Source organism: Mucilaginibacter sp. OK283 (assembly GCF_900110415.1).
Taxonomy (GTDB): Bacteria; Bacteroidota; Bacteroidia; order Sphingobacteriales; family Sphingobacteriaceae; genus Mucilaginibacter.
On sequence record NZ_FODR01000019.1, the window covers coordinates 61,117 to 87,687 of the forward strand.

Genomic DNA, 26,571 nt, shown 5'->3' on the forward strand with positions numbered 1-26,571 from the left:
TTCAGATAACTCCAACATAAATCTCCACTTCAGCGTCGTCGGGGTTTTGTGCCTTAACGCCCCAAACGTCAAAATCGGCGATGTATTTTCTGTCGAGATCGCTGCTCCACACCTGTTGCCAGGTTTCGGCTACACAATTGGGCAGGCGGCCCTTGGCAACATATTTTACATAATCAGCCGCAGGTACTATCAGGCTTATCAGCCCTCCGGGGATATTATCCAACGAGCTTACTTTACAACCCAGCACAGCGGTATAAAAGCCGGTATAATCGCTTTCATAGTTGGTGTACACGCAGTATATCTCGTCTGTTATCCTGTCTTCAATCTGCAACAGCACATCGTCGTCCATAAATCGGCCCCAAAGCTCGCCAATATCCTTTGCCGATTGACCGTTTTGATTTGTTGTGCGTACCGAAATACCTTCCAGAAAGAAGCCTTTAAGGTGCACTTTTGCTGTTATTGATGTCATTATTATTGGTTATATTGGTTTATAATTATTGTGCAGATTTCAGATGCGCATATTATTTAGTGTGCTTTTAAGTGACCGGTCAGCCTCATTTGCACACCGGCCAATCTGAAATCTGCACATCTGTAATCTGCACATCTACTCAATCATCTTTTTCAGCCCTTCAAACATCCCCTGCCAGTTTTGTTCAGAGTGCTCTTTGGCTTCCTGGTTTTTAATATTATCCTGAATAATAGTTAAAGTGGTTTCGCCGTTTTCCTCATCCAGGCTGTAAGTGATATTGGCATAGTTTTCAGGCTTATCTTCGGTACCGGCCATGCTACTCCAGTAGCTGTACGTAACAAATTTGCCCGGCTCAATTTCCAGGATGGTTCCCTTGTCTTCATATTTATGCCCTTCCCATTCGCCGCTGAATTTAATGGGCTCCCCTACCTTCCAGGTCGATTCTAAATTGGTGCCGAAAAAATATTCTTTTACCATTGCCGGGTCAGTAAGGCCTCGCCAAACTTTAGCGGCAGGGGCTTTAAATTTAATTTCGGTTTTTAACGTTAGTTTTTCCATAATGAAGTGTTTTATTTATTGTTTATTGGTGTTGGTTCGTTTGTTAGCATCTGGTTTTTTATCAGCTCAAAATCGTGCCCGGGTAGTTCAAAAAAACCAAAGCGGAAGGGATAACCCCATGATTGTTTATTGGGCATAAAGCTCAACTGAGCTACCAGGGGCACTATCGGTGTTTCCTTACATTGATAGTAAGTAACATCGCGGCGAAAAGGTTTGAAATCTTCGCTCATTTTATATTGATAAACCTCATCGGCAGCAACCTGGCCTATCGCTGTAAAGGCCTGCAGTTTTTCGTCGCCTTCCATACTCTTCTTAGGCGAATAGATGATTACCCAATCGCCGGTTGCCATACGGGTTAGCGGCCCTTGTTTGCCATGATTGGCTTGCATAAAACCGCCGGCCACGCCGCGGGTAATATGATCTTTTGATACTACGGTTATCCAGTATTTCATAACGTTAAGCTATTGATAGGGTTAACAAAAATATGACCAATAAATGCAGCCCTACGTAAACGGGCGTCATTACCTCCTTTTTAGGATCTCGAAATTTGATATGTGTGTAAATGGCACCGGCCAGAATTACCGGGAACAGCGCCATACCGTATACGCGGGTTGGGCCGTAAAGCATCAGGCTGCTGCCCAGCACTTCAATAAAGCCCAGCAAGCGCATTAGCCAAAGCGGGTAGCCCCAGTCTTTAAACTGCCGTACTTTTTCTTTTTGACCAATTAATTTCTGGAAGCCAAAAATGAAGCCCGGTACCACATATGTTAACAGCAGTACCCATAAAAGGATTGTTTTAATTTCCATGTGTTGTAGATTTTGATTACGACACAAATAAAACACGGGCTGATGACAGCAGTATGTCAGTAGGAATCCTGTTCCTGCAAGTTTTTTTGACTTATGGCGGTGATGATGGCGGCTACCCTATCTTTCAAGGCATCGGGCTTAATAATCTCGGCATGGTCTCCAAACATCATGTACCAGCGGGCAAAGCTCTCTATAAAGGCGGTTAAAAAGGTCATTTCTATTTTATTGCCCACATTTTTTTCTGAGATAAAGCCGCTGTAATATTTTTGGTGTTCCAGGTAATTATAAATTTCTTTATCAACCCTGATCACCACCAATTCCAATTCTTTTTCTTTGGCGGTTTGCGCTATATATGCTTTTAAAGTAGGATGTTTACTGTTGTTGTAACTGACATCGGTTACCGCCAGCTTGCGAATACGGTCGATCCTGAAATCCCGATAATCGTTGCGCAGGCGGCAGTAGGCAATAAGGTGCCAAAAACTGCCCAGGTAAACAACACCAACAGGCTCCACGTCCCGCCTGGTATTTTCCTGGCTATGACCGGCAAAGTAATCAATACACACCACCTTTTTGTGGATGATGCTGTTCAATATGGTTTGAATATGATCGTTATTGCTTACCGTCCGCCCATGGCCGTAGCTTTTCATCACCTCAATACTGCCATCCAGGTTTTCAAGCGCATCTTTTTCGGATGTTTTTAAAATGGCCCGCACCTTATACATGGCCGATTGGTATTGTATATTAGTTGTAGCATCGGTAAACTTTTCTACAAACTTTTCAGCGGTTAAAAAAGCAGTAGCCTCTTCGCGGGTAAACATTACGGGCGGTAAACGGTAGCCATCCATAATGGAGTAACCCACACCGGCTTCGCCAATCAGGGGTATACCCGCTTCTTCCAGCGTTTTAATATCGCGGTAAACTGTGCGCAGGCTAATGTTGAATCGCTCGGCAATATCGCCGGCCTTAACTACCCGGCGCGATTGTAATTGAATCAAAATGGCAGATATACGGTCGATGCGGTTCATACACCAAATTAAACAAAAAAGGGGTTACATTTGTATTATTATTTCAATTATAACCTTTATGGCTATTGAACAGGACGACAAAATTATAACATTTGAAAACTATTACGATGTTATGCTGGCGCACATTGTACGCACCAAGCTGGAAGATAATGGAATCCCCTGCTTTATAGCCGACGAAAATACCCTTACTGCAAACCCGCTGTATAACCAGGCGGTAGGCGGCATCAAACTTAAAATATTTGAACGCGACCTGGAGAAATGCCGCGCCATATTAGCCGCCGAAGGCGATATGCACGACCTTGACCATGTTGAACTGGATGAAGAAACGAACAGCGCGGTAATATGCCCTTTTTGTGGCTCAACCAACGTACGCCACGGCGAGGCTACTGTTGAAAAAGCACATTGGCTCACCGCCATTGTATCATTTTTGCTGCTGGTTTTCCCGTTTTATGCCCGCAAGGCCTGGCATTGCTTTAATTGCCACCAGGATTTTGAGTAAAGAGCCTCACCCTGCCCTCTCCAAAGGAGAGGGTTCTTGATTTGCAGGTTCGAGATGTATAAAACATCCTGATTTTAAATATGCCCCATTATTCTTTTAAAAGCCCTCTCCTTTGGAGAGGGTTGGGTGAGGCTTTCTTTGGAGAGGATTTAGGCTAAGGCTCTTTACTTTTTGCTTGTTTTAGCTATATTAGCGATATGTACAATCGCCGCAAGTTCATCAAAATATCAGCTGCAGGTGCCTCTTTAGCAGCACTTTCAAAGTCAGCTATAGCAAAAACCATTTCATTAAAACCCGAAGGTAATTTCCCCATCGTGATATCCACCTGGGATTTTGGCATTTTAGCTAACAAGGAGGCCTGGAAAACACTTGAAAAAGGCGGCCGCGCATTGGATGCGATTGAAGCGGGTGCACGTGTACCCGAAGAACTGGACATAACCAACGGTACAGTTGGCCGTACCGGTACACCTGACCGTGATGGCCACGTTACCCTTGATTCGTGCATAATGGACGAGTTGGGCAACTGCGGATCGGTTGCGGCGATGGAAAATATAGCGCACCCGATATCTGTTGCGCGTATGGTAATGGAAAGAACGCCCCACGTGATGCTCGTTGGCGAAGGTGCTACCCAATTTGCCGTTGAGCAGGGTATGAAAAAGGAAAAGCTATTGACACCTAAGGCCGAAAAGGCCTGGAAAGAATGGCTTAAAACAGCCAAATACAGCCCGGTAATGAATATAGAAAACGGTAGCAACCGCCCTGGCGGCAAATATAACCACGATACCATTGGCATGCTGGCTATTGATGCCAAAGGCAATATATCGGGCGGTTGTACCACCAGCGGCATGGCTTTTAAAATGCACGGCCGCGTGGGCGATAGCCCCATCATTGGTGCCGGACTATATGTTGATAATGAAGTTGGCGGCGCCACATCAACCGGTGTTGGCGAAGAAGTGATCCGCAACGTAGGCAGCTTTTTGGTTGTTGAACTGATGCGCCAGGGCTTATCGCCAGAGGATGCCTGTAAGGAAGCCGTGCACCGCATTATCAAAAAGAAACCCGAAACCGCCAAACAAATCCAGGTTGGCTTTTTGGCCATCAACAAAAAAGGCGAATATGGCGCCTATGCTATCCAAAGCGGCTTCTCGTTCGCGGTGTGTGATGCCAAACAACAGGATTTATTGATACCAGGTAAAAGCTATTATAAGTAATAAGCCTATAGTTCATAGATCATGGTTCATGGTAGCTATACCTTGCTACAGCGAGCCATGAACTATGATCCATGAACCATTAGCTTTCATCCACAAAGTAAAAATGACCAATAAAGTTTCTCTCGAAGTTTGCTCTAATTCGGTTACATCGGCTGTGGCTGCACAAGATGGTGGCGCTATCCGGGTTGAGCTTTGCGAAAACCTGAAGGAAGGGGGCACAACCCCATCGCACGGGCAAATACTAATGGCCCGCAAGCTGTTGCATATTAAACTTTTTGTATTGATAAGGCCCCGCGCCGGCGATTTTTTGTATACCGACCTGGAATACGATATTATGATGGCCGATATCCGTTATTGCATTGATGCCGGTTGCGACGGTGTAGTTATTGGCATACTACATGCTGATGGCACGGTAGATAAGGATAGGTGCATTAAAATGGTGCGCCTTGCCAAACAATGGGGATTGGGTGTCACCTTTCACCGCGCTTTTGACATGTGTAAAGACCACTATAAGGCACTGGAGGATATTATTGAAATAGGTTGCGACAGGATTCTTACCTCCGGCGGCAAAAGCACAGCGATGGAAGGTGCTACTGTTTTAAACCACCTGGTAGAAAAGGCGGCCGGCCGCATCAGCATCATGCCCGGCGCCGGCGTAAACGAAGCCAACGTTGCCGACCTGGTTCGTTTTACCAATGTAACCGAGGTGCATTCATCAGCACGCATACCTGTTCGCAGCAAAATGCAATACCATAATGACCATATCCTGCTGAGCGATGTCCCCGGTGATGAGGAGACTACTGATGTTACCAGTGTTGACAGGGTGAAGAAGTTGATCGAGTTGGCGAATGGGAATTAGAATCAAGAGGCAAGACAACGAATGTTAACTCCTTTATCGGCAGCTAAAAGAGCCGGGGTACGTGCGATTCCCTCCCTCGGGAGGGTAGGGAGGGGTTTCGCAAAGTGTCCTTCCAAACTAACGTGATACTCATGTCAAGAATCATCCCCTATAATCCAAAACTAAAGGCCTTGGCCCGGAAGCTCAGAAAGGATATGACTTTTGGCGAAGTGCTACTGTGGAATGAATTAAAAGACAATAAGGTCATGGGCTTTGATTTTGACAGGCAACGTTGCATTGATAATTTCATAGTCGACTTTTATTGTAAAGATTTGATGCTTGCTATAGAAATTGACGGCATGTCGCACAATTATGAGGAAGCATTTATTAAAGACGAACTGCGGCAGCAAAAGCTGGAAAGCTTTGGGATTGTTTTTATTCGATTCTCTGAATCCGAAATGAAAAATGATATGCCTAATGTGATCAGAACTATTGAAAGCATGATTGATATTGTTAGGATCAATCCTAAAATCAGATTACCGAAGGAGTTCGATTTAGAATTGTTAAAATAACTATCGGGTACTTTAATGGCGTAGAACCCCTCCCTACCCTCCCGAGGGAGGGAATCACGCGTGACCCAGCTTTTGTGTCGCTTCTCCCTCTTCCCTAAAAAAACGTAACCGGCAATACCAGCTCTATCCTATTCCTGCCTGTTCCTCCAAAAAAGTCTTCATCCAGCAAGCGGCTGTACCTGATACCGAACGAGATGCTGTTTTGGTTAAAAAACCTGGTGTCAAAAAAAAGCGTTCCTCCTGCCGAGCGGAAGTTTTGTTTAAAACTGCTGCCATCGGTATAAAAATTATTGGCGGTGGCGTGGGTGTAATCAAAAAACAAAGCCCCACGCAGGCGCAGCAAGTAAACCAAATTGCCAAAACCGCCATCGGGATAGGCTATCGGGAAATGGTAAGTTAAGCCCAGTTTGTTCATATCCTCCAGGTTTTGGGCCGCGTAGCCTTTACTGAAAGGAAAATCGTTAGAAAAACTTATTACATCGTCCTTACCCTTTTGCTGGTGCGCCAGGCTAACTACAAAGCTATGATTGGTAACCAGGCCGGGGAAGTAAAATGAGCCTGTAGCCAACAATTGCGTGGCACTTGCACCAGCAACTGTAGCCTTATAATTTACGCTGATGCTTTGCGCAAAGGCCGGGTAAATATTTTTGCGGGCTCTTTGGGTTTGATTATTAAACGCTACGTAATTATTGAGGTAAGTATAGCTCCTATCGGCATACTGGGCGGCGTAGGGCTGCTGGAAACTGGTACGATTAAAATACAGATCGCTGCCGATGGTAAGGCCGGTAAAGTTTTTGCCTTGCGAAAAATTGAGCGGTACCTGCAAACCGCCATGCAGCTGGGTTTCGTTCCAGTACACATAATGTCCTTTGGAGAAGCCCCTCCTATCTAAAGTATAATCGGCACCGGCAGACAGGTAGGGGAACAACGCGCCATATATGGCATCAAAGCTAAACTCCTTATAACCTTCGTTGGTGTTGTAGTTGAAAGAAACCTGCGACTGAAATGTATTCAACACGTTTTCGCCCACAATAGCCACCGAATAATTAGGATCGCTGATGTTTGGGATAAGGCTGTGAAAGTTGAACAAGCCATGCAATTTTGAATATTTGGTAACCGGCAAAGGTTTATCTGTAACGCGGGCCAGCATATTGGCCGAGCTGTCTTTTTCAAGTGCATGTATCCCCATTAGGGGCAAATTGCTGTTGGCATATAAATCGCCGGCATCAATCCATTTCAACTCTTTGCGGTTTGCTTCGGTTATTTGGTAACCGGTTGCGGTAAAACCAACCCAGGCCATTTTATGATCGGTAACAGCGGGCTGATAACTGCCTATGGTAGCATCATTAGCCATTGGCAATAACTCGTAAAGTTTATTAGCGCCAACCATTAAGGCAAACAACCTGTCCTGCCGCTCAACAACGGCCGAAAAGTATGCCGTATCGCCTTTTAGCGCTGTAAAACCTATCGGTTTAAATGTAAACGGCAGCAAATATTGGGCATTGCCTGTGGCTATATCAATCAACGCCAAAGTCATTTTACCTTCGGTGTTCCGTACCGCCGAAAGCAGCCGGTCGCTTTTGTAAAATTTAGGATAAGTATAAAACAGCTTTTGCGGGTTAGGCACAACTTTCAGCAGCTTACCATCAGCATTCAATATATGCAATTCGCTTTTACCCGACGGACCAACCTGTACGGCTACAATATTATTACCATCGGCACTAAAGGCAGGGGCAAAATACTTTGCTTTTTGGGTTATGCGGTGCTCCTGCCCTGTGTTTACATCCAATAACATCAATTCGCTGTAATCCCGATATCCCCAGCGGGCATCGGGGCGATAGGTAGCATAAACTACTTTACCGTTGCGGTAATCAAAATAATTATCGAGCGAGTAAGAGCGTGTACTTATTTTACGTTCCTTTTCTCTGGTTTTAACCACAAAGGCCGGCACATGATCGTAACTGCTCTTCATATATATGAGCGTACTGTCGTTTACAAAAGCGGGATACTCTCTATCGGCATCAAAGTGTTTGGGGGCTGCAGTTTTAACAGGCTGATTTTGCATATCTGCCGCAAACTGTCCTTTAAAATAATCAAGCCCCTGGTTTGCAAATGCTTTAAAGCTGGTGCCCGTGTATTTTTTTACGGCTTTTTGAAAAGGATAAAAACCGGTATAAAAGCCGGCTGCATCGTGCGTAATATTTTTCCAGATGTCGTCGCCATATTTATCCCGGCCGTAGGCAACCAGCATATAGCCAAGCGGGTAATGATCGGGCGTATAATCGCGGTACGATCCGTTGCGCAGCTTCATGTAGCTATAATTTTTACCCGCTGCCCACAAGGCACGGTAACCATTAAAAAAGTATGGCAGGCGCCCCCTGCCCTGCCGGCTTACATGGGTTTCGTTAAATACGGCGTCACCCTCAAAAAACCAGTTGGGTACCGATAGATCGTTACCCAGGGCTTGCCCGCCTTCGCCAAAAAGGATGTGCAGAAAACGGGATAAACCTACGTTGAAATTATTGTATTGCTGCACGTGCCTAAACTCGTGTATGGCCAGTTGCTGCTGCCAGGGCAGGCTACCTATATCAAAGCTATTTTGCTCGGGTGTTAAAAAAAACTCGCTCCTGAAGGGCGCCAAACCTACATACGCGTTTGAAATGGTTGTCTGGTTTTGCAAAACAATGCTAACCTGCCGTTGCTTATTACCTATAGTAGGCTTTATCAACCCGCTCATTTGCTGCACAATATTGGCCACATTAACTGCCGCCGTATCCATCCCATAAGGGAAAATAACTTTAGCTGCCGGTGTATTTACCTGCTTCCACTTGATAGACGGAGGATTGCCCCCAAACTCCTGGGCAGCCGCCGTAGTTGCTATGGTAAACAGCAAAGGTGCCAGCAATTTGGTCAATATTTTATAAGCAGACGGGCGTTTGTTCATTAAGGGTTGAAAGTAGGTAGATTTTGTAATTTAAGCAATGATGTTGGCCCCACTTTACTTTTTTTAACAAAATCAAAATAATTTAAAATGTTTTCAATCATCAATCGTCTGTACCTTTAAAGGAATAATAAATTGATAACAGCCGTAATGCCCGAAGACAAAAACAGTCATATTATACATACCATTAAAGCGTATGGTAAAAGCCTGTTGAGTTTTATTAGGCGGCGGGTAAACAACGATGCCGATGCCGAAGACATTCTGCAGGATGTATGGTACCAGTTTAGTTCGGTTATCAACTCGGAGCCCATTGAGCAAACAAGCGCGTGGCTGTACCGTGTAGCCCGCAACAAAATAACGGACAAGCATAAAAAAAAGACGGAGACCCTGCTGGATGATATGCTTGCTACTGATGACGATGAAGAGGATACCGATAATTTTAAATCGATCCTGTTTGCCGAAACCAGTACACCCGAAACCGAATACCTGCGCAACCTGTTTTGGGACGAATTATTTTTGGCACTGGACGAATTGCCTGAGGAACAGAAACAGGTTTTTATTTGGCATGAGCTTGACGATGTACCGTTTGAGGAGATAGCTATCCGCACCGGCCAAAATATAAACACGCTGGTATCGCGCAAGCGGTACGCAGTACTGCATCTGCGCAAAAGGCTTAAACAGTTATACCTTGAAATAACAGAATATTAAAAAGAATTTAAAACATTAAAAGATAATGAAAAGATCATTTTATAAAGCGCGGTTTATACTGTTCCCTATAGGAGCGGCCGCCATCCTGGCGCTCATCAGTTTTGTGGTGATGCAGTTATGGAACAACCTGCTGCCCGCAATATTGCACGTAGGCGCAATAACGTTTTGGCAGGCCATGGGCATATTTGTACTATGCAAAATACTGTTTGGTTTTGGTAAAGGCAGTAAACCGGGCTGGGCCCGCGGAGGCTCGCCGTGGATGCGCAAACGTATGGAAGAACGTTTTAAAAACATGAGCCCCGAAGAAAAGGAAAAATTTAAAGCCAAAATAAAAGACCGCATGTGCAACTGGGATCATCACGGCCACGGTGGATTTGGCCGCCGCCCATGGGACGATTTTGCATCGACAGAAGAAAAAGGAGAATAGGGAATGGTGAGGGGTGAGTAGTGAATGGGGAGTAGGTATACCTACGTTGCTATAATCCGTTCACTATTCAACTCACCACTCACTAACTCACCGCTTTTCACCACTGACCATTCACCATTCACCACTCACCAAAATGAATATCCTGGTATTTTCAACAAGCGTTAAACAAAAAAGGCAGGTAAACAAAGTAACCACTTTGCTTACCAAAATTCCGGCTATCGCCCAATGGAATTTCGACCTAGAAGACTGCGACAATATACTCCGCATCGAGGCCGAAAACCTTTCGCCCCGCTACATCGAAAGGCTATTGATAGGCGCCGGGATACATTGCCGGGAGCTGGAATACTGATTAGGTTGTACGTGTGACGTTTTACGTTGTACGTAAATCATATACAGCGAATGTAAAACGTACAACCTACCCTGGCTTACTTTTTCCGACTTTTACGCTGAACGTAATTCTTATACGCCCCAACAAACCGTAAAACGTATCACGTACAACCTAAAAGAAAAGGATTATTTAGTCAGATATCTTCTGAGCACTTCGCCATCCTGCGGCTTTATTACAACAGCAGTATCACACCAGTTAAAAAGAACGGTTTCGTTTTCTTTGTTGATAGCAACGTCGGTGTACGGACGCCAATCGCCGTTGTAATATAACTCTACATTTTTTATCTGCCACAAATAATCGCCTGTTATGCTAAATGCAAAAACGTTTCTGTTATCGTTCTTTCCGTTTGGTGTATCTAATACTATTATCAACAAACCTTCAACCTCTAATACCTTAAGAATAGGATCTTCGAAATCAACATTTGTTTTATTTGCAAAAGTTAAAGTGTTGCCGCTTATACTATAACTCATTTAATAATTATGAAAGTCTATTCTAATTCAAACGTACAACATACCACGTAAAACGTAAAACCTACACTACTTCTTTGGCGCCGGGCTGTTAATTTCGATCCAATAACCATCCGGATCCTGGAAATATAGTTGCAGCACACCGTCGGCCCTTAAGGTTGGCTCTTTGCTATCGCCTTTCCAGTTGCTGTATTTAATATTGTGGCTTTCTAAAACTTTGGCAAACTCTTGAACAGAGCCAACCGAAAAACACAAATGTTCGGCTATTGGGTGTACACCAGCGCAATCGCCCTGGATGGCATGTAATTTTACCCCGTTGCCCAGGCTGTACCATTGGTGTACCGTATCTTTAAATGGATTGCCTACCTTGCGCAGATGCATTACATCGGTGTAAAACGCGGTGCTTTTTTTAAGATTTTTTACGCAAATGGCAACATGATCAACCACCGGCACAGCATCGGTGCCCGATTGGGCGAAGCAAAAGCCCGGCAACATAAGGGCAGCAATTAACCATATTAATTTAAAGCTACCCGGTTTGCGGGTATTAGGATTAAGTAAAAGGCTCATTTTAAGTTTTTTGGTTTAAAAACCTAAAGATATGTGTTTATATAACACTAAGGCCAAATCACAGAAATATTACTTAACCAGATATTGGTGATCAAACTCGGTTTCGGGGACAACATTAACCGTATTGTTCCTGTTCCAGTCATCAATATCTATTAAACCCATACGGGTTTGGTAATGGCCGTCATCGTTGGGGCATTTAACCACGTAAAGGCCTTCTGGCGCCAGTTCAATAACCGGGCGCGCACCACATGTTTTACAAAACCTGCAGTTTATCGTTTTTGGTATATTAACGTAACTCCTCATATTATCTTTGTTTACGTTCAATAACCTGCTACGGTTGCTTATTTGTTAATATAATGCAATAAAAAATATTTTACCATAATATGCCATTCAATATGCACCTGGCAAGCCTATTGCCCACAAAAGTTCGCCAGGCTGGTATTAATTTCTTTTATTATATTTATTGCCATGCAGCCTGATATTGAACAGTTAAAAACCACTTACAAAAACCTAAGCGACGATAAGCTTACCCGCCTTGCCATAACCGAAGCCGCAAGCCTAAGACCCGAGGCGTTAGATTTACTAAAAGCCGAGATAAAAAGCCGCGGGCTGGATGAAGGTATTATGAACGGCGTAAATGTGCAACTTACCACTCCGGACAGTTTAGCCATTGATAGCTATATCTCGCTTATCCGCAACCAGCCATGCCCGGTTTGCAGTAGTACGGCCCAACCACTTAACGCAATAGTAATTGGCAGTGTTAAAAGCTTTATTATATTAACTCATTACAAGAAAAAGCTTATGATTGCCTGCCCTTCATGCCTGCAACAAGCCAACCAACGTGCTACCGCGTCAACAGCCTTAATGGGTTGGTGGGGATTACCCTGGGGAATTATACGCACATCGCAGGCATTGTTCCGTAACATGAAAGCCAACAAAGTGATCAGAACCGATGAGCCCTCGGATAAGTTAATCTCCTTCGTAAAAACAAATGTTGGTGTAATAGAAAGTGTACGTAAAAACAACCATTCGTTACAAGTTATGTTAGACAGCGTTAATAAGCGATAAAACCCGACCCATGATTGTGCAAAAACTAAATAAACTGGCATTCATTTACGCCATAATATTAGCGTTGATAGTTTGGTTTTCTGTCATTTTGCAATTTATTATTTCTACAGCTGCCTATATGCAACAAGGCCGTACATTTGGTGGCGCCTTAGTGCAAATCATCAGTTTTTTTACAATACTAAGTAATATACTGGTTGGGCTTTGCCTGGTTGCTGTTGTTTTAAACAAAGCTTCGGCGTTTAAAAAATTCTTTAACAACAACAGTGTAGTCACTGCTGTAGCGCTTTACATCACCATAGTGGGCCTTATTTTTAACACGGTATTACGCAGCATTGTAAATTTAGATGGCTTGTTTGCGCTAACCAACGAATTAACCCATGTATTTAACCCGGTAGCTTTTGTTATCTTCTGGCTGTTTTTTACCGCTAAAACAAAATTATCGTGGCAGCAGGCGGCCAGTTGGTTGTGGTACCCGTTATTATACCTTATTTATATACTTATCCGCGGTGCTGTTTTCCATTTTTACCCCTACCCGTTTGTTGATGCCGATAAACTGGGCTATCAGCAAGTAGCTGTCAATTCTTTTTTGGTGATGATGGCTTTTTTATTGTTTGGGTGCTTATTTCTGGTGCTAAACAACAAACTGGCAACAAGGACATATCAATAATACTTTATGCTGATTAGCACCCTCTAAAAACCTAGCGTAATAACTTGCCAGGTTATAGCATGCGATGTGGCGACACCTAATTGAAAGCTAAAAAAGACGCCGGAATTTTCAGGTCCGGCGTCTTTTTTACGAAAACCTTAAGTTTTCGGCTTCCTATATGGCTATTAACAGGATATCAAATTGTTACGGCTTTAATCGTTCCATAAATGGTTAAACGGGAACGATGTGGCCAGTTTGCTTTTTATAAAATGATCTTCTTCTTTTTGTAAGCAATCATTGGTGTAAACGTCTTCGTCGGCATTTACTTTTAATATGCTGCCTGCAATACGTTCAACAATGGTTGATAGCGTGGTTACTTCGGTGTCGGGGATTTGGATTGTTAATATTGCCATGGTAGTTGTTTGTTTTAATTGATATTTCAAAAATAATTCTTTGTTGCTAATGCAGTGTTTGTTTAAAGTCAAAAATTAATCATTTGATTAACTTTCATAAAACGCCTTAAAAACCCTATCTATTGTTGCCCCTAAAAAGGTTTAACATTGTTTAACAAATAGCTTGTAACCGGGCGCCCGTTAGTATGATGACGATTGAGAAGCGCTAATATTTTATTAAATTGCTTTTTTTCTGTTTATTTATGCATGTCAACGGTCTTCTGAAAGTCTTCCTGATTATATCTGCAATTAGTTTATTAATTGACTGGTATGTATTCTCCGGGTTAAAAACATTAATTGCCGGCTGGCGCTCCCGGCTTTGGCAAAAAATACTTTTATGGGGATACCTGCTGATTTCAATTGGTGTTACAGTTTTATTTGTAACCGGCTTGCAGGCCTTTAAAACCAATACCGGCATGCGGCCTTTTCATGAATGGGTATTGAGCCTGTTCCTCACTTTTTTTATCACCAAACTATTTTTTATAGTTGTAATGTTTTTGGGCGATATCGGGCGGTTTCTGACAGGCTTATTTAAATTGGCAACGCAATCTCACGATAAACCGGTATTTCCGGCCCGCCGAAAATTCATCAGCGAAATTGCAGTTTTGGTAGCCGCAATTCCATTTACTTCTCTTTTTTACGCAATGCTGAAGGGCAAATATGATTACCGCTTACACAAAATAACCCTTTATTTTGATGATTTGCCTGCCGCCTTTGACGGGTTTACCATAACCCAACTCTCTGATATCCACTCCGGTAGTTTTGATGATGTAGCGGCCATGCAAAAGGGCATAGATTTGGCCATAGCGCAAAAAAGCGACCTGTTTGTTTTTACAGGCGACCTGGTAAACAATGCTGCCTCAGAAATTGAGCCTTATTTAAATAGGTTTGGATCGATAAAAGCGCCTTACGGCCAGTTTTCTATCCTGGGTAATCATGATTACGGCGATTATATTGAATGGAAAAGCCCCGAAGCCAAAGCTGCCAACCTGGAAACCCTGAAACAGCACCATAAAACTTTGGGTTACCGCCTGCTTCTCAACGAAAATGTTACTATCGAAAAAGGAGGCCAAAAAATCTCGCTCATCGGGGTTCAAAACTGGGGTCGTGGTTTCATACAAATGGGCGATTTAAATAAAGCGCTCCGTGATGTACCCAAAGATGCATTTAAGGTGTTGCTATCGCATGATCCTACCCATTGGGAAGATCACGTGCGATATAATTCGGCCAACATCCATCTCACCCTATCGGGCCATACACATGGTGCGCAATTTGGCGTAGAGATTCCCGGCTTTAAATGGAGCCCGGTTAAATACAAATATCTCGACTGGGCGGGCCTGGCCAACGAAAAAGGCCGTTACTTATATGTAAACCGTGGTTTTGGTTTCCTGGCCTTTAGCGGCAGGCTTGGCATTTGGCCCGAGGTTACTGTTATTGAGTTGAAGAAAAAGGTTACAGCTTAGCCACACCGATATGAACAAGTTGCTACAATTGATTTTGGCGCTGCTAATTTTTGCTTCGTGCAGGCATCCCAAGCCTAAACCGATTAATAAGTTGTATGTTCCATCAGATGAAGCGGCGGTAACTACACTTGCCTTTAATTATATCATGCCTTCGGATAGTACTTTAAAAAAACACCTGATTAAGTACAAGTTCCCCGCGTCTGAAACGGACAATATCGAACAGCTAAAAAGCCAATTAGATACTGCCAGGCTGTACGTTTTCATTGCCGATACCTTGATGAGGATACCAGAGGATTATCTGAAAAAACAGGCTAAAGACAGGCACAGGAACGACAAAGATATAGTAAAAAATATGCTGGTAGATAGCTGGGCGCCCGAAGTGATCATTAACGAGAAACCAGGCATTTTCCAACTTAAAAACCTTGCTTTTACTTATAACTACGAATACTCGCTTTATAATCAACGAAAAAAACTGCCGCCGGTTTTCTTTAACGCAGGCATGTTCAGGATGTCGGCGGTGTTTTTTAATCACAATAAGACCAAAGCTTTTGCCTACATTGAAAAACGCGGCGGGCTTGTTGTAGCCCAGGGCTATGATATTTTCCTGGAAAAGAAAAAAGGTAACTGGTTTGTTGTGTTGTGCGATATAGATTGGTCATCCTGATTTCTGGCAAGGTTTTTATACCTGTTATGCCATATCTATAAAAAACATAAAAACATGGCAACATCCAACGTAAAAGAGATAGGCAAAGGAAACACAGAAGTGAAACCAGCACACAGTACCTGTGAGGTGATGAAGCCCTTTGTACATTTTGGCCTAAAAGCTACCGGGCTTATTGCAAGCGCGCTTATCACGATAGTTAAAAATATCCCAAAACCAGGCAAGCACAAACAACCTGAATACAAGAATGATAAGGTTATTAAGATTTAACCTATAACATTTATTTTGACATTACAAAGGCCGGATGCGACTTTTCGACCCCGTATTTTAACGGGGTCAAATACCGTGTTTTCACGGATTGACGGCCGTTTTTAAAATCCCGACATTTAACATCGTTAACCCCTGAAATTAACTAACGATGCCCCTACAAATAATCGGTGTTCACAGAACCAGCGATGCGTATGATAACCCTTACCTGGCTATCAACTCGTTAATGTGGATTGATGATCATACTCAAAACCGCGGCATTACCACCAGGGATGTACTTTTCGATTGGATAAATGATAACGGCCTGGCTTATATTCTTGATGACGAAGGCAACAAATCCAAATTACTCACAGCAACTACCAAAAGCGGCCTCAAATATGTACGTACTGTTTTTGATGAAACAAAATCCGACAGGCTGTTAAGCCTATCGGCCTAAAAAAACCTATAAAAAACCTAAACCTTCGTTTTTTATACCTCAACCTTGTAAGCAACCTCCGTTATATGTTTAACGGAGGTTTGCTTTTTTTTGCCCCCTGAAGAAGAGTCAAGAACCAAGAATTAAGAGCTTAGGCTTGGGATTACCCGCATAAAACAAACGCCGCCTTAATATTGGGTTACGTTTCATAAAACATCCTCGTTTATTTAACCCGACTCCATCACACCTCCTAAACCATACTTTTGTCGAATTAAATTCATTTTTATAAATTATTATTGAATTTAATTCTGCTAATAACTAATATTACCGCATGATTAACGAAACAGAAATAGTTTTAGACAAAACCGATCTGCAGATATTACGCTTGATGCAGGACAACGCCCGCATATCAAACGCCGACCTGGCCCGGGAGTTGGGAATGGCGCCTTCGGGGATATTGGAGCGGGTGAAAAAGCTGGAGCAAAAAAATGTTATTCAGCAATATGTAACCAAAATAAACCCAACCGCGTTGCAGCAAAAATTGCTGGCCTTCATTTTTATGAAAGCCGCCGACGGGCCGGGTTCTGACCAAACCACGCAGGAGCTGGCCAAAATACCCGAAGTGCAGGAAGTACATCATATAGCCGGCGACGATTGCTACCTGATTAAGGTACGCACTTATGATTCGGCATCGCTGATGCACCTTATGCGTACACACTTTAGCAAAATACCACACATTTTGAACACACGTACCACCATCGTGCTCGAAACCGTGAAAGAACAACAACAATTAGTTATACCCGAAAAATAAATATACCATGGCCACATCTTCACAAAAATCCGCCTCGCCCTTATTGGTTATCATAGCTTTTGCTACGGTTTACCTGGTTTGGGGTTCTACCTACTTTTTTATAAAAATGGCTGTTGATGGTTTCCCACCATTTTTACTGGGCGCAATCCGTTTTTTTATGGCAGGCGCTTTATTGCTTACCTGGTGTGCTGTTAAAGGCGAGCGGATTTTTGTAAAGCGCAATATGATCCATGCGGCAGTAAGCGGATTTTTATTGCTGGTAATTGGCAACGGGGTAGTGATATGGGTTGAGCAAGCCCTACCAAGTGCTATGGTAGCAATTATGGTATCAGCTCCGCCAATATGGTTTGTATTGCTTGACAAGCCAAACTGGGGCACCAATTTTAAAAACAAAAGCACCATTATTGGCCTGGTAATTGGCTTTGCAGGTGTAATATTATTATTTAGCGAGCAGATAGAAAGTATGATGGGACCGGCATCCGGGCCGTCAAAACTGCCCGGAATGCTTTTATTAATAGTAGGTACATTGGGCTGGGCATCGGGCTCTCTTTATTCAAAACATTACAATACGCAAGGATCGGCAGCGGTAAATACCGCATGGCAAATGCTGTTTGCAGGTGTCGTATTTATACCATCGAGCTTTTTACGCCACGAAGTTCAAACACTTAACTGGGGCGCGATACCGGCACATAGCTGGTACGCGCTGCTATACCTTATCGTTTTTGGATCGATAGCTGCATTTAGCGCCTATGTTTGGCTGTTACAGGTACGCCCGGCAACACAGGTTGGTACTTACGCCTACGTAAACCCGGTTATAGCTGTAATATTGGGCGTACTTTTTGCCCACGAAAGTGTTACCCTTATACAGGTGGCCGGCCTGGTGGTGATACTGGCAAGTGTACTACTGATTAATTTGAGCAAATACAGGAAAGAGAAAGCAGTGAAACAGGAAGCAATTTTGGTTGAATAACACATTCGAGGAGAAGAGCCAAGAAATTGATGTCTATCTTTTATTCTTGACTCTTAATTCTTGACTCTAATTTTCCCATTTCCCAAACTCAAAGTACCTGGTTATTTTTATGCTCACCTTGCTGCCCACTTTGTATTTACCTCTCTTGTAATTCATTACACGCAGGGTAACGTCATTATGATCAATAATCAACTCTTCAAAAAAACCTTTAAACAGGATCATTTTTATAAGCCATTTTTTGCCAATGGCTGCAATTTTCACATGCTCGGCATATACAACAACAATACCACGCTTGCTTTTAATTCCGCAAACTTTGGCCTGGGTTGATGTAAGCACACTGCTGCTGGCCAGTATTTGCGAGGTATATAGCAATTTGGGCGAGTGGTATAATTTATCGGGTGGGCCATGTTCAACAATTTCGCCTTCTTTTATTACAATAAGTTCATCGGCCATTGATAGTATCTCGGCCGGGTCATGCGATACCAGCACCACGGTTGTTTTCCACTCCCGTACAATCTGCCTGATATCGTGCTGCAGGGCTTCCCGGTAATAGGCGTCAACCTGGTTAAAAGGTTCATCAAGCAGTAAAACCTGCGGCCTGCTTATGAGGGCTTTGGCGATAGTAACCCGCTGCTTTTCGCCACCGCTTAGCTTACCGAAGGGATAATCTTTTAGCGGATAAATATTAAGCATATTAAGGGCTTCGGTAACCAGCTTTATTTCGTGGCTGTGGTCTTCAGGAGGCATTCCATCACGCACAGTTTCCCAAACAGTCGATTTGGGGTTCATATCAACACCGTTTTGGGTAACCATCCGCATTACCTGGTGTGCATGTTGTATACCGTGTTCCCGGCTCAATACCCGTTCCTCTTTAAAAAAAACCTCGCCATGATCGGGTTGCAGGGTACCAAACAATAAGTTCAGGAGTGTGGTTTTACCACTGCCGCTTTCGCCAACTATAGCGGTTATCTTCCCTTTGGGCACAAATATGGTTATGTTGTTTACCCCGGTTGATTTATCGCCAAAAAAGTTTTTGGTAACAGATATGGTTTCGAGTATCAAATCATCTTGCATTCCTGTATACTTTTATCGCGTAAGTTTTTGATGCAGGCAAATAACTATGGCCTTATAAAGTACCTAAGCTATAAAAAGTTTGTTACCCACAAAAGCTAAAGCTTATATTTTGTATCTCCGCAAACAATTTACAACTCTGGCCATTCCTATAAAAGCGAAACATTAAAACTACAAACATGAACAAAACCATTGGTATAGCACTTATCGTTATAGGCGCTATCATGCTCATCTGGACGGGCTTTACTTATACCAAAAAGGAAAAAGTTATCGACGCCGGTCCACTCCAGGTTTCTGTTGATAAGCAAAAAACTGTTAACTGGCCCCCGTATTTAGGCGGCGCATTAATTATAGGAGGCATAGCTGTAATTGCCTTATCAAAAAGTAAATAAGCCTATTTATTATCAACAGCTTTAAGTATGCTTATATCTTTGCCAGCCAATAATTGTGCGTAATTAATCATCCTGAATTTTTTTCCATCCATCGCCCTAAATTCCGGCGATAGCAACATGTTCAGTTCTGTTTGGCGATGAAGGCTGGTGAGGGGTTTACCCTCTTTAGTATTCATCATGTTGCTGTTCATATCTACCAGCGCATCCATTTCGGGGCTGGGCGTGGCTGTATGAATAACCACCAGATTTGGCTTGTTGGGGTTAAGTTTGGTGCTCACGTAATTCAAAAAAACCTTTTTCTTGGTAGCTATCGGTTCGCCCCACATTTCCATATAGGTTTCGCCAAAATAAGTAACACTACTTAGGGTTGATATAGCTAATTTATATTTATGCGCCAGTTTTTCGGTCAGCGCCCGAAGCTCGGGTGTCGAAAGTGCTATGCCCATGTGTGGATCGATATAGGTAATTTTAAGCCCCGAGGCCAATGCACGTTCAATTTGTGCCGATAGTTCTGTTTCTACCTCTTCTATTTTATAACCACTTTTAGCAAATGCCGATGTTGAATGCGGAAAATAGCCAACTTCATCAACCAGGCCCGGCACCGCAGTGCGCCCTGTAACAGGCCCCCAGCGGTAGTTTTTCCACTCGGATGTTAGGGTTAAGTGCACTCCCACGCTTACATTTGGATATTTTTTTAAAATCTCCACAGCTTCCTGGTACCATGGGCAGGCAAACTGTAACGATACTGAAAAAGGCAAGCCTGTTTGGGCCATTTTTTCGGCGGCCATATTTACGGAATGGTTCATGCCAATATCGTCAAGCCTTATCAGCAATTGCGGCAATTTATCAACTTGTTGTGCGGCCACCGGGTTCAACCAGGTAACCATCATTAATCCAAACAGGTACCAGACACACGTATTTTTCATCAAATCAGGGATTTATCAATAAGAAAATAAAAGATTAAACTAAAAATAGCCGAAAAGGGCAAAAAACCATCATTAATGGCAATAATAAAATGTAAATATTATAAAAAATCACCCGCTGGGCACATTTATTCGTGTAGTTTTTACGTTTATTTAATATCTTGTCACTCGTAATGCCGGCCCTCCCCTAAATACCGGCATTAACCGCTATTGATGCAATATATATGGCAATACTATAAAACCCTGGTTAACCGCAACTGTTTAGGAAACACCGAACAACTGCATGGACTACCCTACTGGAGCAACAAACTATTCGCAGCAATAATGACTTACCTGCTGCCGCTTTTCGTTATCGCCCTGGTTCCCGGCGGGTACATGAGTATTTCAAATCATTTTTACACGCTTGCTGTTTTTGATTTTTTAATTGTGTTTGCCATTTCGGCCGTAGCATTATTGCATGGTATAAGTATACCGGCCCGTAAATTGTTGCTTATTACATTGTTGTACCTGCTTGCCGTGTTTTTGCTTTACTATCTTGGCTGGTACGGGCCGGGTTTGCTTTATTTATTGGGAATAACCATTTTTTGTTTACTTATATTTCCGGGTACACGGCCATTTTGTACAGTTTACATCAACATAGGTATTTGCATTTCGGTAGGTATTTGCATTCACTTTAAACTTTTATCTGATGGTATCGCCTTGCAATACAGTCTCGGCTCGTGGATAGCCGTATCAATAAACCTTATTATTTTAAGTGCTGTTACTGCGCAACTTTTACCTACGCTTTTTAACGGGCTACAGCAAAGTAACAACAGGTACGAAACGGTTGCCCAGGCCACGAGCGATACCATCTGGGACTGGGATATCATTAATGATACCATTCAGTACAACTATGGTATGAACCAGGCCTTTGGGTACAAATTAAGCGAAGTTGCCAATGTAACCAACTGGTGGAACACCAAGCTGCACCCCGACGATGCGGAAAAAGTTACCGGGGGCCTTACCCGGGCGTTTACAGGCAAAAACAATCACCTACAGCTTGATTACCGGTTTTTATGCGCCGATGGCAAATACAAACATATACTTGACCGGGCTTTGATAATCAGGGAGGCAAACGGCAAACCTATACGGGTTATTGGCGCCATGCAGGATATTACACGCCAAAAAGAAGAAGAACAATGGCTGCGCCTTACCGAATCGGTATTGAATTACGCCACAGATGCGGTTTTGATTTTTGAGGCCGAAGCCAATGAAAACCTGCAAAGAAAATTAGTATACGCAAACGAGGCATTTACCAATATTACCGGCTACACCCGGCAGGAAGCGATTGGGGCTGTAACCGATATTTTATGGGGTAATAATGCGGCGGCGGCTGGTCAAAATAACTTAATAAATACCTTCGATCTGCATGCAGCATTTGAAGTTGAGGTAATTAACTTTAAAAAGAATGGCGAACGTTTCTGGAGTAGTAAGTCGGTATCACCAGTTAAGGATTCAGCGGGCAAAACAACCCACTGGATCTCTATCGAGCGCGATGTTACCCAAACAAAAAACCACGTAAATGCTATCGAAAAACAAAATATAAAACTCAAAGAAATAGCCTGGACCCAGGCCCACACTGTACGAACCCCGGTTGCCCGGCTCATGGGCCTGCTTGATTTATTGGTTGATGAAAATACCCAATCAAAGGATTATGATCAGGTACTCAATTTTATTTCCGTATCGGTACATGAACTCGATAGCATCATTTTAGGCATCATCAGAAAATCGGAGGATGAGCAGATAGATTTAATACCTAAGTTAGGCACTTAAAAATCTAATGGCCAAATAAATACTGAAACTATCTTTTTCACCCTGAAAGGTCCTGATAATCTGGCAAATCATCAAATTGCGTCCCTAATCCAACAACAAAGTATCCTCATCATCTGTAAGGCTTAGCTGAATGCTATCTGCGCCGGCAATACCTTCAATACTGCCTTTAATATGCGCGGCGTTTAACAATACCTTATCCAGCTGCTTCTCGCGCGATTTCCACATTTTTTCCATCGCGTCGCGTTCTTTTTGGATGGATAGGCGCATACTCATATAACCTTCTCTGATGGCCTTCCATTGCTCAGAAAATTCACTGCTGGTTAGGTAATCATACAACAGGTGCATTTTATCGCCTTTATTATCCTGAGATTTGATGAGGTTTGACAGTTTGATTACGCCATCGCGCAGGATATATGATACCGCTTTCACCTCGTCAAAACTACAAATCCAAACTCCATCCTTTTCGCCAAAACAATCCATTCCCTTGGGGTAGCATTGCGTAACAATAACTGCTACATCTACACCAACGCTGCGCATATCTTTTTTGAGTTTGTCAATCCAGTCGGCGCCAAAGGTAGCGGTACGTTTACTTTCGTAAATAATTTTACCGCACTCCTGCCCAAACTGATTACGAACGGTTTGAATACAATCGGCACCGCGAACGCCTTTGCCAACTTCACTTATTAAATCGAAAGGAAAATAATTACGCAATAACTCCTCCAGTATCAGTTCCTGCACTTCGCCCTGTAATTGCATTGACCCCTGCTCGGCCTTGCGTTTCATTTCTTCGGCAAGCTTCTTTTGGTCGTCCAGTTGCTTCTCCAGTTCTTTTACTTTTAACTGGTACTCAATATCCTTTATGCTATGCCGCTCGGCTTCCTGGCGGCGAATCTGCTCGCCCAGTTCATTTCGTTGCTCCTGCAACTTACGTTGCAATGAAAGCTCCATTTCCTCTTCTTTTTGCTGAAGCTGTTTTTCGCGTTGTAAAAACTCAAGCTCTTTCTGGCGCGATAGCTTTAATTTTTCTTCGCTTTCCTGCGCCGAATTTTTAAGCATCAGCACCTGGTTTTCATAATCTTGGCTTATGGATTTACGCAGGTTTTCCTCCAGCACCAGCTGCAGTTGTTTTTTTTCGGCATTCAGGCGCTGTTCAAACTCGGCTTTTTGCTGCCGCTCTTTACTTAAAAACTCCTCGTCTTTTTTACGGTATTCCTCCTCTTTTTGGCGGGTATAATCCTGCATTTTAACCCGGAGCTCTTTTTTATACTCCTCGGCCATCACCTCCTCTATCGGAAAACCAAAACCACAACTGGGGCACTTAACTTCTGTAGCCATACTTTTTATCACGCGAAAAACATTTTCGCACCTCAAATATAGGAATTTATACAGCGCCAAATTTTGACGAAAATGTAATACTTGCAGTTATCAATTATTATTTATACATTACATCAATGCAAATTTTACAAATTGGCAAGGTCTTGTGGAGCTACGATTACGAAATCGCGGCGCTTACACTGATCGACGAAGCCGGAGCCCTTTTTTCGCTAACTCCGCCTCCCCACCATCGTGAGGGTGAAATTATATTGACCCCAACAAGCCTGGTTATTGATGGCTACAACTACTTAAATATCCCTTTAAACAAGCTTGAACAAGTATATCTTGGATTTGATGACGTTTACAAAAGATCGTTGGTCAGAAACAAGGGCCTTTTTTGCCAACCCTTAAGGTTACGTTACAAACAAGGCGACGATACTGCCATAGTTTACCTTATTGTGGATCTTCGGTTCTTCGGCACCAAAAACCAACTTTGGTTTGATACTTTAAAACACCTCCTGGCCGATTAGTGTCGTGTCAACGATAAATTGATGGATTGTATTTAGCCCAAAGTCTTAAGCTATAAGTCGAAAAAGAAAAAGTTCAACTTTAACCTGACGACTTAATACTGTTGACTTAACACTATTCCCGCTTTCCCGTCTCAATTATTCTTTCTAAAATACATGCGTATGCAAAAAAAACGGGTGTGTTTTGCCATCCACAAAATAACGAATCAATCTCAAGCACACTTCGGACTTTCCGACTACAGACTTCAGACTACCGACTTAATAGTAGTTTAAAATACCAAATTGTGGGTATTTTTTACTAAGTATCAATTTGCCACATTTGTCACCACAAACCATCACTAAAACCTTTATCTCCTGGCCCCCATTTATTTGGCCACCTGTAGCAAAGGCTTACATAATTTAATAATCATTATGAAAAAACTCGGACTACTGCGGTTATTTATTTGTTTACCACTCATCGCCCTCATTATCCCAAACGTTACCGAATCACTAATCAACCCCAATTACCAGGTACCCGTTATACACATTATTGCCGGTGCGGCATTGGTAGCAGCAATTGTCATATGTACCATCATCATTTATTACCTGCAAAAACAGCAGCTTAAAGTACAATACCAGCGCAACAAAAATTAACAAAAAAACAAACGGCGTACCCATTTTAACAGGTACGCCGCTTGCGTTTTAAACAATATTGTAATTATTTTGCCTTAGCAAATTCGCCATTGGCTTTAATAGTAACTTCATCGCTTAACATAGCCGAACCAAATTTGCTGCCAAAGTTAAAATCAGCACGTTTTATTGTACCTGTTAACTGGAAACCAGCATCATCGGCTTTGCTCATCGGGTTTTGGATAGTACCGCGGTACCAAAGGTCAAAAGTTACCGGTTTGGTAACACCAGCTAAAGTAAGGTTACCGGTAACCGCATAATGTTTATCAGATGTTTTTGTGATACCTGTGCTTGTAAAAGTAAGTGTTGGCTTATTGGCAACATCAAAAAAATCGGCTGATTTTAAGTGATTATCACGGTAATCATTATCTGTGCTTACAGATGCTGTTTGTACAGTAAACGAAACTTTAGCATCGCTAAAATCTGGCTTTGCAGCAACAATAGTAGCATCGTAAGTTTTAAAGGTACCATCAACATCATTTACCAATAAGTGGGTAACTGTAAACTTAACATTTGCGTGTGCTTTGTCAACAGTCCAGGTAGTTTGTGCAGATGCAGCAGTATACAAAAATGCCGATGCCAACAGGATAAAGATTTTTTTCATTTTTTTAAATTTTTTTGAGACTTGATTTTTTTAATGACCCAAAAGTATACAAAGAATTGGAATAACAAGCGATTAAATGTTTGAACATTTAATTATTAAATTGGGATGACAAATCACGACTAATTTAGTGGGGTAAACAGTATTTTCGGCGTAACAAATGGATTACCAGAACGTGGTAAATGGGCGGTGGTTACTTAGCACCAAATACGTAAAATAATGAAAGACCCAATCCATTGCTTATAAAACTGCCGTTAAAGCTATCCGTGCTTCCGTGACTTTGAGCTCCATCATCTGATTTTGAATGGGCATAATAGATATTAGCCAACGTGGCTGATACTCCTATTTTTTTTGTTGGGTAATAAACCAGCCCAAGATTTATACCGGCGTTATAGCTATCCGTTTTGCTTGAGTTTGAATTTACAGCAGCACCGGGATAATCGTAGGTATATTTTACATTGTATCGGCTATAGCCCAGGTATGGGCCTGCGCGTAAACCTAATTTGTCACCGTACATAAAGTACTTTCTGATAAATATCTGGGCGCCGTAATCATACTGATGGTGTGTTGACGGCGAACTGAATTCGCCATTGTCGACACTTAAATGATCATAGCTCAAATTGGCCCCTATATCCAGTTTATCGGCAATAAAATAGCTGTAATTGGGCCCTATACCAAAATTATTGTACTTGTTTTTGGTATTACTTGAGGTGCCGGTAGATGGATTGACGCTTACATTACTCGATTTTTGAGTGTTGAAAATCAAATTCACACCTAATGTTTGCGAACCTTTTTCGGTTTGAGCTTTTGAAATTTGAAAAGCCAATAAAAATGCAGGGACTAAAAGCAGGATTTTTTTCATATTGTAATAATAGTTTGTTGAGCAGTTGAAACGGCATTTATTTGCCGTTATTTTACCCAAAAGTCTATTATTAAATAACGTGAGTTCGGGTTAAGCGGCTAAGAATAATTGACTATCCTGGTTTTCAAAAACGATATTTAGCGATGGTTTTTTCGGAAAGAATGAGTAAG

34 protein-coding genes are annotated in these 26,571 nt (G+C 42.6%); 19 read left to right on the forward strand and 15 right to left on the reverse strand.

What is annotated here, in order from left to right; translation table 11 throughout:
* Position 1: 1 nt before the first annotated feature.
* The 5 genes from BMX56_RS28115 to BMX56_RS28135 form a co-directional block, all read right to left on the reverse strand.
* On the reverse strand, positions 2-469 hold the full coding sequence (locus tag BMX56_RS28115; RefSeq protein WP_090653044.1) for a GyrI-like domain-containing protein: 468 nt from the start codon (positions 467-469) through the stop codon (positions 2-4).
* Between the two features lie 135 nt (positions 470-604).
* Entirely contained in the window at positions 605-1,027 is a 423-nt protein-coding gene (locus BMX56_RS28120; RefSeq protein WP_090653045.1) for an SRPBCC family protein, read from the reverse strand.
* A gap of 11 nt (positions 1,028-1,038) precedes the next feature.
* Positions 1,039-1,479, reverse strand: coding sequence for an EVE domain-containing protein (locus BMX56_RS28125; RefSeq protein ID WP_090653046.1), 441 nt, complete (start codon positions 1,477-1,479; stop codon positions 1,039-1,041).
* A 4-nt stretch (positions 1,480-1,483) separates the two neighbouring features.
* Positions 1,484-1,834 carry a DoxX family protein gene (locus tag BMX56_RS28130; protein ID WP_090653047.1) on the reverse strand — a complete coding sequence of 117 codons (351 nt, stop codon included), beginning with the start codon at positions 1,832-1,834 and terminating at the stop codon, positions 1,484-1,486.
* A 56-nt stretch (positions 1,835-1,890) separates the two neighbouring features.
* Entirely contained in the window at positions 1,891-2,859 is a 969-nt protein-coding gene (locus BMX56_RS28135) for a helix-turn-helix transcriptional regulator (RefSeq protein ID WP_090653048.1), read from the reverse strand.
* 58 nt (positions 2,860-2,917) lie between these two features.
* Here BMX56_RS28135 and BMX56_RS28140 point away from each other — a divergent pair, with 58 nt between their 5' ends.
* From BMX56_RS28140 to BMX56_RS28155, 4 genes are all read left to right on the forward strand, one after another.
* Positions 2,918-3,358 (forward strand): putative signal transducing protein, encoded by a 441-nt coding sequence (locus tag BMX56_RS28140; protein WP_255369946.1) that lies wholly within the window; start codon positions 2,918-2,920, stop codon positions 3,356-3,358.
* A 197-nt stretch (positions 3,359-3,555) separates the two neighbouring features.
* Positions 3,556-4,569, forward strand: a complete 1,014-nt coding sequence (locus BMX56_RS28145) for a N(4)-(beta-N-acetylglucosaminyl)-L-asparaginase (RefSeq protein ID WP_090653049.1) — start codon at positions 3,556-3,558, stop codon at positions 4,567-4,569.
* A gap of 64 nt (positions 4,570-4,633) precedes the next feature.
* On the forward strand, positions 4,634-5,428 hold the full coding sequence (locus BMX56_RS28150) for a copper homeostasis protein CutC (RefSeq protein ID WP_255369947.1): 795 nt from the start codon (positions 4,634-4,636) through the stop codon (positions 5,426-5,428).
* 131 nt (positions 5,429-5,559) lie between these two features.
* Positions 5,560-5,979 carry an endonuclease domain-containing protein gene (locus tag BMX56_RS28155; RefSeq protein WP_090653050.1) on the forward strand — a complete coding sequence of 140 codons (420 nt, stop codon included), beginning with the start codon at positions 5,560-5,562 and terminating at the stop codon, positions 5,977-5,979.
* 94 nt (positions 5,980-6,073) lie between these two features.
* On the opposite strand, the gene BMX56_RS28160 is transcribed toward BMX56_RS28155, so the two are convergent.
* A complete protein-coding gene (locus BMX56_RS28160; RefSeq protein ID WP_090653051.1) occupies positions 6,074-8,923 on the reverse strand; it encodes a hypothetical protein in 2,850 nt (949 codons plus the stop codon).
* A 132-nt stretch (positions 8,924-9,055) separates the two neighbouring features.
* Between BMX56_RS28160 and BMX56_RS28165 the strand changes: the two genes are divergently transcribed.
* The 3 genes from BMX56_RS28165 to BMX56_RS28175 all read left to right on the forward strand — a co-directional run bounded on the left by BMX56_RS28165 (position 9,056) and on the right by BMX56_RS28175 (position 10,404).
* Complete coding sequence (locus BMX56_RS28165) at positions 9,056-9,628, forward strand: RNA polymerase sigma factor (protein ID WP_255369948.1); 573 nt, start codon at positions 9,056-9,058, stop codon at positions 9,626-9,628.
* A 25-nt stretch (positions 9,629-9,653) separates the two neighbouring features.
* Positions 9,654-10,055, forward strand: coding sequence for a hypothetical protein (locus BMX56_RS28170; RefSeq protein WP_177183950.1), 402 nt, complete (start codon positions 9,654-9,656; stop codon positions 10,053-10,055).
* A gap of 133 nt (positions 10,056-10,188) precedes the next feature.
* Positions 10,189-10,404 carry a hypothetical protein gene (locus BMX56_RS28175; RefSeq protein WP_090653053.1) on the forward strand — a complete coding sequence of 72 codons (216 nt, stop codon included), beginning with the start codon at positions 10,189-10,191 and terminating at the stop codon, positions 10,402-10,404.
* Between the two features lie 164 nt (positions 10,405-10,568).
* On the opposite strand, the gene BMX56_RS28180 is transcribed toward BMX56_RS28175, so the two are convergent.
* The 3 genes from BMX56_RS28180 to BMX56_RS28190 form a co-directional block, all read right to left on the reverse strand.
* A complete protein-coding gene (locus tag BMX56_RS28180) occupies positions 10,569-10,913 on the reverse strand; it encodes a DUF7957 family protein (protein WP_090653054.1) in 345 nt (114 codons plus the stop codon).
* A gap of 66 nt (positions 10,914-10,979) precedes the next feature.
* Entirely contained in the window at positions 10,980-11,477 is a 498-nt protein-coding gene (locus tag BMX56_RS28185) for a VOC family protein (RefSeq protein WP_090653055.1), read from the reverse strand.
* Positions 11,478-11,546: 69 nt separating this feature from the next.
* Positions 11,547-11,780, reverse strand: a complete 234-nt coding sequence (locus BMX56_RS28190; protein ID WP_143065552.1) for a hypothetical protein — start codon at positions 11,778-11,780, stop codon at positions 11,547-11,549.
* A 165-nt stretch (positions 11,781-11,945) separates the two neighbouring features.
* Between BMX56_RS28190 and BMX56_RS28195 the strand changes: the two genes are divergently transcribed.
* Both BMX56_RS28195 and BMX56_RS28200 read left to right on the forward strand, forming a co-directional pair.
* Positions 11,946-12,545 (forward strand): hypothetical protein, encoded by a 600-nt coding sequence (locus BMX56_RS28195; protein ID WP_090653057.1) that lies wholly within the window; start codon positions 11,946-11,948, stop codon positions 12,543-12,545.
* A 16-nt stretch (positions 12,546-12,561) separates the two neighbouring features.
* The gene (locus BMX56_RS28200; protein ID WP_177183951.1) at positions 12,562-13,212 is read left to right on the forward strand and encodes a Pr6Pr family membrane protein; all 651 of its coding nucleotides are present in this window, start codon (positions 12,562-12,564) and stop codon (positions 13,210-13,212) included.
* Positions 13,213-13,403: 191 nt separating this feature from the next.
* On the opposite strand, the gene BMX56_RS28205 is transcribed toward BMX56_RS28200, so the two are convergent.
* Entirely contained in the window at positions 13,404-13,604 is a 201-nt protein-coding gene (locus BMX56_RS28205; protein WP_143065553.1) for a hypothetical protein, read from the reverse strand.
* A 242-nt stretch (positions 13,605-13,846) separates the two neighbouring features.
* Between BMX56_RS28205 and BMX56_RS28210 the strand changes: the two genes are divergently transcribed.
* From BMX56_RS28210 to BMX56_RS28235, 6 genes are all read left to right on the forward strand, one after another.
* Complete coding sequence (locus BMX56_RS28210; protein ID WP_090653060.1) at positions 13,847-15,106, forward strand: metallophosphoesterase; 1,260 nt, start codon at positions 13,847-13,849, stop codon at positions 15,104-15,106.
* Between the two features lie 10 nt (positions 15,107-15,116).
* On the forward strand, positions 15,117-15,770 hold the full coding sequence (locus tag BMX56_RS28215) for a hypothetical protein (protein ID WP_090653061.1): 654 nt from the start codon (positions 15,117-15,119) through the stop codon (positions 15,768-15,770).
* Positions 15,771-15,824: 54 nt separating this feature from the next.
* The gene (locus BMX56_RS28220; protein WP_090653062.1) at positions 15,825-16,037 is read left to right on the forward strand and encodes a hypothetical protein; all 213 of its coding nucleotides are present in this window, start codon (positions 15,825-15,827) and stop codon (positions 16,035-16,037) included.
* 148 nt (positions 16,038-16,185) lie between these two features.
* Positions 16,186-16,470 (forward strand): DUF3892 domain-containing protein, encoded by a 285-nt coding sequence (locus BMX56_RS28225; protein WP_090653063.1) that lies wholly within the window; start codon positions 16,186-16,188, stop codon positions 16,468-16,470.
* A gap of 310 nt (positions 16,471-16,780) precedes the next feature.
* Complete coding sequence (locus BMX56_RS28230) at positions 16,781-17,260, forward strand: Lrp/AsnC family transcriptional regulator (protein WP_090653064.1); 480 nt, start codon at positions 16,781-16,783, stop codon at positions 17,258-17,260.
* Positions 17,261-17,267: 7 nt separating this feature from the next.
* Positions 17,268-18,230: an EamA family transporter gene (locus BMX56_RS28235; RefSeq protein WP_090653065.1), complete on the forward strand. Its 963-nt coding sequence runs from the start codon at positions 17,268-17,270 to the stop codon at positions 18,228-18,230.
* 66 nt (positions 18,231-18,296) lie between these two features.
* On the opposite strand, the gene BMX56_RS28240 is transcribed toward BMX56_RS28235, so the two are convergent.
* Positions 18,297-19,304: an ABC transporter ATP-binding protein gene (locus tag BMX56_RS28240; protein ID WP_090653066.1), complete on the reverse strand. Its 1,008-nt coding sequence runs from the start codon at positions 19,302-19,304 to the stop codon at positions 18,297-18,299.
* A 176-nt stretch (positions 19,305-19,480) separates the two neighbouring features.
* Between BMX56_RS28240 and BMX56_RS28245 the strand changes: the two genes are divergently transcribed.
* Positions 19,481-19,693 carry a hypothetical protein gene (locus BMX56_RS28245; protein ID WP_090653067.1) on the forward strand — a complete coding sequence of 71 codons (213 nt, stop codon included), beginning with the start codon at positions 19,481-19,483 and terminating at the stop codon, positions 19,691-19,693.
* Positions 19,694-19,695: 2 nt separating this feature from the next.
* Here the strand turns inward: BMX56_RS28245 and BMX56_RS28250 are convergent, their stop codons facing one another.
* On the reverse strand, positions 19,696-20,619 hold the full coding sequence (locus BMX56_RS28250; RefSeq protein ID WP_090653068.1) for a ChbG/HpnK family deacetylase: 924 nt from the start codon (positions 20,617-20,619) through the stop codon (positions 19,696-19,698).
* 210 nt (positions 20,620-20,829) lie between these two features.
* On the opposite strand from BMX56_RS28250, the gene BMX56_RS28255 reads away from it, so the two are divergent.
* Positions 20,830-22,428 (forward strand): PAS domain-containing protein, encoded by a 1,599-nt coding sequence (locus BMX56_RS28255; RefSeq protein ID WP_090653069.1) that lies wholly within the window; start codon positions 20,830-20,832, stop codon positions 22,426-22,428.
* 84 nt (positions 22,429-22,512) lie between these two features.
* Here the strand turns inward: BMX56_RS28255 and BMX56_RS28260 are convergent, their stop codons facing one another.
* A complete protein-coding gene (locus BMX56_RS28260; RefSeq protein WP_177183952.1) occupies positions 22,513-23,763 on the reverse strand; it encodes a DUF2130 domain-containing protein in 1,251 nt (416 codons plus the stop codon).
* A 116-nt stretch (positions 23,764-23,879) separates the two neighbouring features.
* Here BMX56_RS28260 and BMX56_RS28265 point away from each other — a divergent pair, with 116 nt between their 5' ends.
* Together BMX56_RS28265 and BMX56_RS29940 are read left to right on the forward strand one after the other, a co-directional pair.
* A complete protein-coding gene (locus BMX56_RS28265) occupies positions 23,880-24,272 on the forward strand; it encodes a hypothetical protein (RefSeq protein ID WP_090653071.1) in 393 nt (130 codons plus the stop codon).
* A gap of 408 nt (positions 24,273-24,680) precedes the next feature.
* Entirely contained in the window at positions 24,681-24,902 is a 222-nt protein-coding gene (locus tag BMX56_RS29940; protein ID WP_143065554.1) for a hypothetical protein, read from the forward strand.
* Between the two features lie 64 nt (positions 24,903-24,966).
* On the opposite strand, the gene BMX56_RS28270 is transcribed toward BMX56_RS29940, so the two are convergent.
* Both BMX56_RS28270 and BMX56_RS28275 read right to left on the reverse strand, forming a co-directional pair.
* A complete protein-coding gene (locus BMX56_RS28270; protein ID WP_090653072.1) occupies positions 24,967-25,542 on the reverse strand; it encodes a YceI family protein in 576 nt (191 codons plus the stop codon).
* 190 nt (positions 25,543-25,732) lie between these two features.
* Complete coding sequence (locus tag BMX56_RS28275; protein WP_090653073.1) at positions 25,733-26,401, reverse strand: autotransporter outer membrane beta-barrel domain-containing protein; 669 nt, start codon at positions 26,399-26,401, stop codon at positions 25,733-25,735.
* Positions 26,402-26,571 lie beyond the last annotated feature (170 nt).